We start from the raw sequence: 10,958 nt of genomic DNA on the forward strand, positions 1-10,958 counted from the left end.
CCGGTGGTTTCAGTATTGGCTTCAATACCCGCACTGATGGTGAGGAAACCCTCCCGCGGCGCAGACTTGGTGGTGAGGTTGATCACACCGCCGCCAAACTCGCCGGGAAAGTTCGACGAGTAACTCTTCTGCACTAGCGATGAAGCGATCACATTGCTTGGAAATAGGTCGAGCGGCACGACGCGCTTGAGCGGCTCCGGACTGGGAAGGGGCGAACCGTTGAGCAAGGCGAGCGAATAACGGTCGCCCAGACCGCGAACATAGACGAAGCCCTTGCCGACAACGCTCAGGCCAGTGACGCGCGACAGGGCGCCGGCAATGTTACCCTCGCCAGTACGCGCGATTTCAGCAGTCGAAAGCACCGAGATGACCTGCGGTGCGGCCCTGGTTATGTCGCGAGAACGACGCCCGGTGACAATGATTTCAGCACCCGGCACCGAAACATCCGGCTGCTCAATTTCTTCTTCGCCCTCTGTTTCCTGATCGGCATCAGGCATGTCTGCCTCAGGCATCTGCTCCTGAGGCGTGTCGTCCTCGCTGCCAAGGTCAGGCGTGGTGTCCTGCGCCTGCACCAGAGAAGGGGTCGCGAGCGCTGTGGTGAGCAGCAGCAGGGATGCAAGCCGCGGCATGAACATTTTTATGGCCCCCCTGGGGTATATCGAATGCGAACAAGGGGGCAGCCGGGTCCGGCCGCCCCCCTTGGCGTGTCAGGCGGCCGGTCAGCTCGTCGGAAGCGACGTGCAGAGACCGGAGTTGCCGACACCGAAATCGGCGGCCGTGCTGTTGCAGGTCCAACCGCCGTACCAGGTGTCCGCAGCATCCTTGACCGCGCCGACGTAGTCCGTCGCATCGAAGAAGCTGTCGACCGTGCTTGGATCGAACGCGGTCACACCGCTCTCGTTGCTGCCGTTGATGAACAGGCTGGTCAGCGTCGGAGAGAAGCTGTCGTCGTTGTTGTCGCCAGCACCGAAGAAGCTCTCGCCGGCATCGGCGGCGGCACTGCCGGTGTTGATGTATTTCGGCGAACCGCACTGCATCAATACCGATTCGAACGCGGCAGTGGTGAAGCTGTTGTGGATACCAAGGCAGGGGTTGTTCGGGCTGATGAGGATACCGTTCATCAAGGTCACGTCCGAGTTGCCCCGGAAGAACATCGAGGTTCCATCGGAGTTGCCCGACTTGCGCTGGATGTAGGTGAAATTGGCGACCTTGATATTGGTGCGCGGCGTATCGCTTTCGAGACCGTTCGAATCGATCTCCATCATCGTGTCGCCAACGTCCTGGCGCTGGGCTACGATGACATACTGGGCATTGACCCGGGCGCCGGTGTCGACATCAAGGTTGTCGTCTTCAGCGCCAACGGCGACATAATACTTCAGGTTGGTGACGCCGCCGAAGAATTCGATGCCGTCATCCGAGCTGTTGTAAGTCATGAAGTGACTGATCGAAGTGCCGCTGCCGACAGCTTCGGGCGTGAGCGACTGGAGTTCCTTGTCGGCGCCGATGACGTAGCCGGAGAAGCGAACCTGGACATAGTCGATCGTACCGGCGTTGTAGGTATCGTCGGCACCGCCGAAGATCGCGGGATCAGCCGCGCCTTCGGTGTCGCGTTCGCAGGTGCCTGCGGCGACCGAGCCATAGTTGCAGTCCGTAACTTTACCGCGCCCCATCAACACGACACCGCCCCATTGGGCAGATGAGTTCTCGGTGTTTAGGCCCAGCACGTTGTCGCGGCTGGTGAAGATGATCGGCTGGGTCTGCGTGCCGACGGCATTGATCTTGTTGCCGCGATTGACTGCAAGCCAGGAAACGCCCGTGCCGCCGAACACGATCACGCCGGGATCGATCGAGAGCGTGACGTTGGTATCGGAACCACCCGTGAAGCCGCCGTCATCGCCAACGTCGACTCGACCCTTGAGCTGGTAAAGCAGACCCGAAATCTTGGTCAGCTTGATCGATTCGTTGATCTTGTTGGGCAGGCTGCAGACACGATAGGTGCCAGTCGGACCCGTGATCGTGCCGTCGTCGGTCAAGCCTTGCGGATCGGCAATCGTCGGGCAGCCCGACGCGGGCGTGATGGCACCGCCGGTCGGCGTCGGTGTGGGCGTCGGCGTCGGCGCTGGGTTGTTGGTGGTGTTGTTGATCGTGACATTTCCACCAGTACCAGGTGAAGCGATGTCGTCCGCTCCGCAACCAGCAAGCGCAACGGCACTACAGCCGACGAGCAGCAAGCCATGAATGTTCTTCACGATGAAATCCCCCTCAAGGTCGAATCACGCGGCGACTCCGCCAACGCGACTCGACCCTCTAGAGAGGCCAGATGACAGTTTGTTTTCGGTATCATGACACTTCCTTTGCGACAGGAATGCGACTGTCATGACAACAGCGAGACAAAGCCTTGCCACGCGCAATTTATCGGGCCGGACCAGAGATCCGCGTCGGCAGAATATTTTTCACGCGAAGCGCGGGACGCCTCTTGCAGCAGCGTCTCGGTCTTCACCCCAGGCCCACGGATAACACGGGTTTGCGAAGGTGCCATTTGCACGACTCGCGGAAATCTGGTCGATTCACGCCAACATTGCATTTTTATGACAGTTGGCTCATTTTCCTTGCGTTGGCTGGATCAAAGGCAGAAAATCCACGGGTCGATAGGAAATGGGAGATAGACGATGATTGTATCGTTGCTTGCCGCCAGCGCCCTGTTTGCGCAGTCGGCAGACCAGATTGCGAATGCCGGGGCCAGCGTTGAGCGCGTGGATGTCGCTTATGAGGAACTGATGGCGGAGCGAAACCGTGAAGCCGTCGAGCATATTCTCGCTTCGCCGCTGGATGATGAGGGCGACCCCGCCGCGCTTATCAATCTTGGAACCGCCTATGCCAGGCTTGGCGAAACCGAAAAGGCACTTCACTGCTTCGAGACGGCAATCAACAGCGATACACGCTACATGCTCGAACTCTCCGATGGTACCTGGATGGATTCCCGTCGCGCGGCGCGCAAGGCAGCGCAGGTGTTGATGAACGGAGAAACCCTGGCGCTTCGTTGATTCGATTCGAAACAGACCTTGTCCGGAGGGCGCGCAACCAGTTCGCGCTGCGCCCCTCCTCACCCCTATGGCCCTATTTATAATGCCGGACGGGCATTGCCCGGTTTAGCCTGGGAATCGTCACAGAGCTGTCATTTTAGAAGCGCATCGCGCCGGAAGGAGGGCGCGATGATTCGCATTTCTTCATTCAGATTCTTTAAAATTAGAAATATTTCCAAAGCATTACCTGCCATTTTTATGGCCCTTTCACCGCATTGGGCCCATGCGCAGGTGGTTGGTGGTAGTGATCCAGCTGGGTCTGGGCCGATTGTTGGTGCGTTGTTGTGGTTGCAGGGTACGTTGCTGGGCAATGTGGCGACGGCTGTGGCGGTGATGGCGGTAGCGGCGGTTGGTTTTCTGATGCTGACCGGGCGGATGAACTGGCGCTTCGGGGCGACGGTGATCATCGGGTGCTTCATATTGTTCGGAGCCGGCGCGATCGTGTCGGGCATCCAGTCGGCGGCGGCGGGGTAGGTTATGGAACTGGTTCGGTATCCGGTTCACCGCGCGCTGACGCGTCCGCAGATGTTTGCGGGGGTGACGTACAGCTTTTTCATCATCAACGCGGCGGTGACGACGGAGGTGTTCCTGATCACGAAGAGCTTCTGGGCGCTGCCCGCGGCGCTTTTGATCCATGGGGCGGGCTATCTGGCGTGTTTGCGCGAGCCGCGCGTGTTCGATTTGTGGATTGCGAAGGTGAGCCGCTGCCCGCGGGTACGCAACTGGCAGCGCTGGGGCTGCAACAGCTATGCGGTGTGAGCAAGCGGCCTTGATGCGCGATGCGGGCGTGGTTTTGTGGCATCTGACCGGGTTTGCTGGTGCAAACCCTGCGCCCGGCACCAGCCCTCTCCCCCACCCGGCCACCCATAGGGTACTATCGCTGGGGGGCCGGCCCCTTCGGCGAGAATGTCCCCCGGACATTCTCGTTCCCCTCGGACGGGAGTGGGCTGGTGCCGCAAGGCCGGGACGGATGTCCTGGCCGCACCTGACAAGGACACCTTCATGATGGGCGGTATGAAGCAGGCACTGGGCTGGTCTGGCCGGGAAGCGCTGGCGGGGGACCGTTTGCCTTACCTGGCGCTGCTGGACGGCAATGTCGTGCTGCTGCGCGACGGATCGGTGATGTGTTCGCTGATGGTTCCGGGGCTGGGCTTCGAGACGGCCGACACGGGCGAGCTCAATGCCCATGCGGCGATGCGCGAGGTTCTTCTGAGGAGCTCGCTGGACTCGCGCTTCGTGCTGTACCACCACGTCGTGCGCCGCCAGGTGCATGTCGAGCTCGAAGGCGCGTTCGAGGATCCGCTGGCCGGCTATATCGATGCGCGCTGGCGCGAGAAGATGGGGTCCGGCGCGCTGTATGTGAACGACCAGTTCGTGACGCTGGTGCGCCGCCCGGCGCGGGGGCGTGCCGGCTGGCCGGAGCGGCTGGCGCGGCTGGTGAAGCGCGGGGGGCCATTGGGGTCCAGAGGAGGCCCGGTCGAAGCCGATCCTTCGGACCTGCGGGCATTGCGCACGGCGGCGGCTTCGCTGACGGCATCGCTGGGCGCCTATGGCGCGCGGCTGCTGGGCGATTACGAGGGAGCGGGCGGCACCTGCTCGGAAGTGCTGGAGCTTCTGAGCGCGCTGTACAACGGCGAGATGCGGCCCGTGCGCCGGCCGGCCGAGGGCACCGACATCGGCCATATGCTGCCTTACCGGCGCGTGAGCTTCGGGCTCGACGCACTGGAACTCAAGGGCGCGGGTAGCCCGAGCTTCGGCGCGCTGATGAGCCTGAAGGATTATCCCGACGCGACCGGCCCGGGGCTGGCCGACGCGCTTTTGCGGCTGCCGTGCGAGCTGACCCTGACCGAGAGCTATGCGCCGGCCGAGCGGCAGGTGGCGCGCGAGCGGATCGATCTTGCGATCCGGCGGCTGAAGAGCGCCGACGAGGAAGCGCTGGCCGAGCGGCGCGAGATGTTGAGCGCGCGCGATGCGCTGGGCACCGGCGCGGTTGCCTTCGGCGACCATCACCTGACGGTGCTGGTGCGCGCGCCCGGCCTCGATGCGCTGGACGAGGCGACGGCGGCCTGCGGGGCGGCGCTGGCCGATAGCGGGGCGATCGCGGTGCGCGAGGACGTGAACCTGGAAGCGGCGTTCTGGGGCCAGCTGCCGGGCAACGAGGCCTGGGTGGTGCGCCGCTCGCTGATCTCGAGCGCCAACATGGCCTGCTTCGCAAGCTTGCACGGCTTTGCCATGGGCCAGGCTTCGGGCAATCACTGGGGCGAGGCGGTGACCTTGCTGGAGACGACCAGCTCGACGCCGTTCTTCTTCAACTTCCACGACCGGGACCTGGGCAACTTCACGGTGATCGGGCCTTCGGGCTCGGGCAAGACGGTGGTGATGAACTTCCTGGCAGCGCAGGCGCAGAAGTTTGCTCCGCGCACCATCCTGTTCGACAAGGACCGCGGCTCGGAAGTGTTCGTGCGCGGGATCGGCGGGACCTACAGCCGGATCGCCGCCGGGCATCCGACCGGGTTCAACCCGCTGGCGCTGCCCGACACGGCAGTCAACCGGGCGTTCCTGCGCGACTGGCTGGGCGTGCTGCTGAAGGCGCAAGGGGCCGAGGAAGAGGCGCTGATCGCCGGCGCGGTCGATGCCGCCTATGCCAATGACGCAAGCCTGCGCCGCCTGACCCACTTCCGCGAGCTGCTGGCCGGCACGCGCCGGCCCGAGCCGGGCGACCTGGCGAGCCGGCTCGATGCCTGGATCGCGAATGGCCCGGGCGGTACGGGCGAGCATGGCTGGCTGTTCGACAATGCGCACGACCGGCTCGACCTGTCGGCCAGGACGCTGGGCTTCGACATGACCGCGCTGCTGGAGACGCCGCGTCTGAGGACGCCGGTGATGATGTACCTGTTCCACCGCATCGAGGAGCGCCTGGACGGCGAGCCGACGATGATCCTGATCGACGAGGGATGGAAGGCGCTGGACGACGAGGTCTTCGCGCACCGCATCCGCGACTGGCTCAAGACCTTGAGGAAGCGGAACGCGCTGGTCGGCTTTGCGACGCAGTCGGCGCGCGATGCGCTGGAAAGCCGGATCGCGACCGCGCTGGTCGAGCAGACCGCGACGATGGTCTTCATGCCCAACTCGCGGGCGCGCCCCGAGGACTATTGCGATGGCTTCGGCCTGACGAGCCACGAGCTTGAGGTGATCCGCACCCTGCCGGCGCATTCGCGCTGCTTCCTGGTGCGTCAGGCCGATGCGTCCGTGGTGGTGCGGCTCGATCTGGGCGGTATGCCCGAAGTGCTGACCGTGCTGTCGGGGCGCGAGAGCACGGTGCGCAAGCTGGATGCGCTGCGCGAGCGCTATGGCGATGCGCCGCCTGCCTGGTACCCGGCGCTGACCGGAGCGGCCTGGCCCGGAGACGCGCAGGCCACGGACGGCCCGGTCTGGACCGAGGCGGCCGAATGAGCGTTTGGTATCTTGTGGCGTCTGTTCGGGCCAGCCTTCGGCTGTCCCTGCGCCCGGCACCGGCCCGCTCCCCCACCCCGCCACCCATGAGGATAATGGCTTGGGTGGCCGGGTGGGGGAGCGGGCCGGTGCCGCCGAGCCGTGAGGCGAGCAAACAATGAGCACCTGCACCCAGCTTGTGGAGAACGCCTCTGCCGGGGTAGCGCCGGCGCTGCGGGCGGTCGACTGCATGGCGGGCGAAGCCACGGCGATGGCCTTCAACCGGCTGTTCGGGGCCGAAGGCGCGCTAGTGCCGGCGCTGACGATCATCCTGACGCTGTATATCGCCTTCTTCGCGCTCTCGCTGCTGGCCGGACGCAGCCGGCTGTCGATCCCGGCGCTGACGCCGAAGATGCTGACCCTGGGACTGGTGCTGACCTTTGCGACGAGCTGGCTGGCCTACAGCCAGGTGGTGTGGAACCTGGCAGTGGGCGCGCCCGACCAGCTGGCCGCGATCCTGACGGGCGCAAGCGGCTCGGCGACGCAGATCTTCGCCGACCGGATCGACATCGTCATGGCCGCGATCGGCGAGGTCTCGCAGATCGCCGGCGGCGGCCAGCAGGCCGATGCCGCGCAAGGGGCGGCCCAGGGCGCGGCAACCGGCAGCTTCTCGCCGGGCAATTTGATGTGGCTGGCCGCGCTGCTGCTGCTGCTGGGCACGGTGGGCGTGCTGGTGACCGCGCGGATCGCGCTGGCCGTGCTGCTGGCGGTGGGGCCGGTGTTCGTGGTGTTCGCGCTGTTTGCCGGCACCCGCGGGCTGACCGCGGGCTGGCTGCGCGGCGTGGTGCTGACCGGGCTGACGCCGCTGTTCGTGGTGGTCGGCGGCTCGTTCACCCTGGAGCTGATGGTGCCGGTGATCGCCGGGCTGGGGACCCTTGAAGGGATCAACCCGCGCGCGGCGATGGCGCTGTTCCTGATCGCTTCGGTCCATGTCGCGCTGATGGTGATGGTGCTCAAGGTGACGCAGGCGATGGTCTCGGGCTGGCAGGTGTTCGGCCTGGATGCGCGCGATGCGGATGCGAAGGGCGGATCGCCCGCCGCACCCGATGCCGCGGCCCCGCTGCAGCCGGCCGGCCAGGCGGCGCAAACCGCCACTTCGCGGCGCCTGGGCACAGGCGCGATGGCGCCCGGCGGCGATGCCGCCATGGCCGGTGCCGGACCTGCCGGCGCAACCCATACCCATACCCGCCGCACGACGACCCAGATGGCAGCGCCGGCCGCGCCGCCGCTGCCGGTACTGGCACGGCCCCGCGCGCGCGGCATCGGCTCGCGCTTCGCCACCCCCGCCCCCCGGCCAAGACAGATGGCACGATGATGAAGATGAAGACCCTTTTGCCCTTGTTCGCTCTGGCCGTTCCCGCTGCCCTCTCCTCCGCCCATGCCGAGGACACGCGGCTCGTCAGCCATATGTACGACGAGAACGAAGTGGTGCGTATCGACGGCAAGCTCGGAGTGCAGGCGACGATCGGCTTTGCCGAGGACGAGCATATCGAGAATGTCGCGGTGGGCGATGCCGCCAAGTGGCAGATCACTCCGAACAAGCGGGCCAACCTGCTGTTCGTCAAGCCGCTGGAAGCCTCCGCGCGCACCAACATGACGGTCGTGACCGACCGCCGCACCTATTTCTTCGACCTGGTCGCCTCGCCCAGGGCCAGGCCGGTCTACCTGCTGCGCTTCGCCTATCCGCAGGAGGACAAGCCCGAAGGGCAGGAGCAGCCCGGTCTTGCCGGACTTGACGGCGCCGGGCTCAACGATGCCGAGCGCGCGCTGCTCGAAGGCGATCCTCTCGGCACTCCCGCCGATCCGGCGATGCTCAACTTCGCCTGGGAGAAGAAGGGCACGCAAAGGCTGCTGCCGGCGCGCGTCTATGACGACGGCAATGCGACCTATCTCGTATGGGGCGCGAAGCAGGAGGTGCCGGCGATCCTGGTCAGGAACGAGAAAGGCGAGGAAGGCCCGGTCAACTATGCGGTGCGCGGGGCCACCATCGTCATCGACGACGTGCCTGCCCTCATCCTGCTGCGCTCCGGCAAGGCGCAGGCCACGCTGCAGAACCGGGGCGAGCCCCGCAAGGTCGCCGCCGCCGCGCCTGCCGGCACGCCTTCATCATCGCCCTCTCCGGCATCACAGGGATACTAGCCATGGCTCCCAACACCCGTATCCGCGAACGCACCCCCGAAGAAGAGGCACACGACCCGCGCGAGCAGCAGGGCGCCGAGGTCATCGACCTTGCCACCCGCGCCGTCCTGCCCGCGGTCAGCCAGCGCAAGCGCGGCGACTCGCTGGGGCTGATCGCCGGCATCGCCATCGTCGCCGGCCTCGGCGCGCTCACCCTGTGGTCGATGGACGCCGCGCGCAATCCCGCACAGCAGCAGGTCCAGGCTCCCGCTCCCGCGATAGCGCCTCCGGCTCCGGCGACACCGGCCCGGACGCCGCAGCCCAGACCCGCGGCGCCTGCCGCGCCCGCCCCTGCCCCGGTGCTGAGCCAGCAGCCCGATGCCGCGGTCGTCGCGGCGCCCGCGTCCAATCCCCATGCCAGCCCCACCGTGGTGTTCGACGCCAGCGCCCTGCCCGGCCCGTTTACGCCCCCCGCGGCGACATCGCCGGCCGGAACCGGCAACTCCAACGAGGACTTCGCCGCGCGCCTGGGCGGCGTGGGCGGCACCACCGCCACCGCCGAGGCCAGCTTCGATCCGGCGACCACGGTCACCCAGGGCACGCTGATCCCGGCCGTGCTGGAGACCGCCATCGACACCGACGTGCCCGGCTACGTGCGCGCCGTGGTCTCCACCGACGTCAGGAGCTTCGACGGCGCGCGCGTGCTGATCCCGCGCTCCTCGCGCCTGATCGGCCAGTACAAGTCCGGCCTCACCGCGGGCCAGAAGCGCGCCTATGTCGTCTGGACCCGGCTGATCCGCCCGGACGGCGTCTCGGTCAACATCGGCTCTCCCGCCATCGCCTTCGGTGGCGAGACCGGCCTTGCCGGCAAGGTCAACTCCCACTTCTTCGAACGCTTCGGCTCGGCCATGCTGCTTTCCGTCATCGGCGGCCTCAGTACCATCACCGGCAACGCCGGCGTCGTCATCGCCGGCGGCGGACAATCCGCGGCCGCGGCCGCCGTCTCCCAGAACGGCCAGATCGGCCCCACCATCCGCGTCAGGCAAGGCGAACCCATCAGGGTCTTCACCGCCAAAGATCTCGACTTCTCGAAAGTGTCGTAGGACCATCGGGCCTGGCATGACCGGAACGATCCTTCCTCTGCAGCCCGGACAGGACCAGGGCGAGGCGCCGCCCCAGATGCCGCGCAGCGTCTATCTCGATGCCTATCTGGCGCCCTTGCGCCCCTGGCTCGAGCGCGAAAGCGTGACCGAGATCCTGGTCAACCGGCCCGGCGAGCTGTGGATCGAGGACGCCGCCCATCCCGGCATGCAGCGCATCGAGCTGCCGGCGGTCGACGACCGGCTGCTCCAGCGCCTGGCCGAGCAGGTCGCGCGCGTCAGCCACCAGGGCATCAACCGGGAGCATCCGCTGCTCTCGGCGACGCTGCCGGACGGCGCGCGCATCCAGCTGTGCGGACCGCCGGCCACCAGGACGCACTGGGCGCTGGCGATACGCCGCCACCGCCTGCTCGAACTGCCGCTCGATGCCTATGACCGCGGCCCGATCGCGCCGCGCGAGGAACCGGCCATGCCCGACCCCATGGCGGAGCCGATCGCCTATCTGCGCGAAGCCATCGAACGCCGCCGCACGATCCTGATCTCGGGCGGCACATCGACCGGCAAGACCACCTTCCTCAACGCCATGCTGCACGAGATCCCCGCGCAGGAGCGCGTCGTGCTGGTCGAGGATACCGCCGAGCTGAAACTGCCCGGCGCCAACGGCGTCGGCCTGATCGCGGTCAAGGGCGAACTCGGCGAAGCCAGGGTCTCGGCCAACGACCTGCTGCAGGCCGCCCTGCGCCTCAGGCCCGACCGCATCGTGCTGGGCGAATTGCGCGGCAACGAAACCGTCAGCTTCCTGCGCGCCATCAATACCGGTCACCCCGGATCGTTCTCCACCGTCCACGCCAACTCGCCCAAAGGCGCCCTCGAACAGATCGCGCTCATGGCCATGCAAACCAATATCGGCCTCACCCGCGCCGAAACCCTCGAATACGCCGCTTCCGTCATCGATATCGTCGTCCAACTCAACCGCATCGAAGGACGCCGAGTAATCGCCCAAATCGCAGATTCACTAAACCTTGTCTGAGAGACGCTCGGTAAAATTGACGAGCCGTCACAAATTCGCAGCTTGCCTCTCGGTTCCCTGACTTTGGCCTGAGCGCGACCCACCGATAATGGGGCCGCCCAAGCTCTTGCCATGGCGGTAAACTGGGTATTCAAT

At 66.1% G+C, this 10,958-nt stretch carries 10 protein-coding genes; 8 read left to right on the plus strand and 2 right to left on the minus strand.

Translation table 11 applies throughout. The features are described 5' to 3' along the window. Positions 1-629 (minus strand): TonB-dependent receptor plug domain-containing protein (locus R2834_24500; protein MEZ4703514.1); only part of this gene is annotated, 629 nt, incomplete at its 3' end. Positions 630-719: 90 nt separating this feature from the next. Further along, the gene (locus tag R2834_24505) at positions 720-2,249 is read right to left on the minus strand and encodes a hypothetical protein (GenBank protein MEZ4703515.1); all 1,530 of its coding nucleotides are present in this window, start codon (positions 2,247-2,249) and stop codon (positions 720-722) included. A 420-nt stretch (positions 2,250-2,669) separates the two neighbouring features. On the opposite strand from R2834_24505, the gene R2834_24510 reads away from it, so the two are divergent. The 8 genes from R2834_24510 (at position 2,670) to virB11 (ending at position 10,823) form a co-directional block, all read left to right on the plus strand. After that, a complete protein-coding gene (locus R2834_24510) occupies positions 2,670-3,044 on the plus strand; it encodes a tetratricopeptide repeat protein (protein MEZ4703516.1) in 375 nt (124 codons plus the stop codon). A gap of 168 nt (positions 3,045-3,212) precedes the next feature. Next, positions 3,213-3,557 carry a TrbC/VirB2 family protein gene (locus tag R2834_24515; GenBank protein MEZ4703517.1) on the plus strand — a complete coding sequence of 115 codons (345 nt, stop codon included), beginning with the start codon at positions 3,213-3,215 and terminating at the stop codon, positions 3,555-3,557. Positions 3,558-3,560: 3 nt separating this feature from the next. After that, positions 3,561-3,842 (plus strand): VirB3 family type IV secretion system protein, encoded by a 282-nt coding sequence (locus R2834_24520; protein ID MEZ4703518.1) that lies wholly within the window; start codon positions 3,561-3,563, stop codon positions 3,840-3,842. 255 nt (positions 3,843-4,097) lie between these two features. Beyond that, on the plus strand, positions 4,098-6,536 hold the full coding sequence (locus tag R2834_24525) for a VirB4 family type IV secretion/conjugal transfer ATPase (GenBank protein MEZ4703519.1): 2,439 nt from the start codon (positions 4,098-4,100) through the stop codon (positions 6,534-6,536). A 157-nt stretch (positions 6,537-6,693) separates the two neighbouring features. After that, positions 6,694-7,890 (plus strand): type IV secretion system protein, encoded by a 1,197-nt coding sequence (locus R2834_24530; GenBank protein ID MEZ4703520.1) that lies wholly within the window; start codon positions 6,694-6,696, stop codon positions 7,888-7,890. Beyond that, positions 7,887-8,714 (plus strand): TrbG/VirB9 family P-type conjugative transfer protein, encoded by an 828-nt coding sequence (locus R2834_24535; protein MEZ4703521.1) that lies wholly within the window; start codon positions 7,887-7,889, stop codon positions 8,712-8,714. Before R2834_24530 ends, R2834_24535 begins: the two co-directional genes overlap by 4 nt. A 2-nt stretch (positions 8,715-8,716) precedes the next feature. Beyond that, positions 8,717-9,796 carry a TrbI/VirB10 family protein gene (locus R2834_24540; GenBank protein ID MEZ4703522.1) on the plus strand — a complete coding sequence of 360 codons (1,080 nt, stop codon included), beginning with the start codon at positions 8,717-8,719 and terminating at the stop codon, positions 9,794-9,796. A 16-nt stretch (positions 9,797-9,812) separates the two neighbouring features. Continuing rightward, positions 9,813-10,823: a P-type DNA transfer ATPase VirB11 gene (virB11, locus tag R2834_24545; protein MEZ4703523.1), complete on the plus strand. Its 1,011-nt coding sequence runs from the start codon at positions 9,813-9,815 to the stop codon at positions 10,821-10,823. Positions 10,824-10,958 lie beyond the last annotated feature (135 nt).

It is taken from the genome of Rhodothermales bacterium, assembly GCA_041391505.1.
Classification (GTDB): domain Bacteria; phylum Bacteroidota; class Rhodothermia; order Rhodothermales; family JAHQVL01; genus JAWKNW01.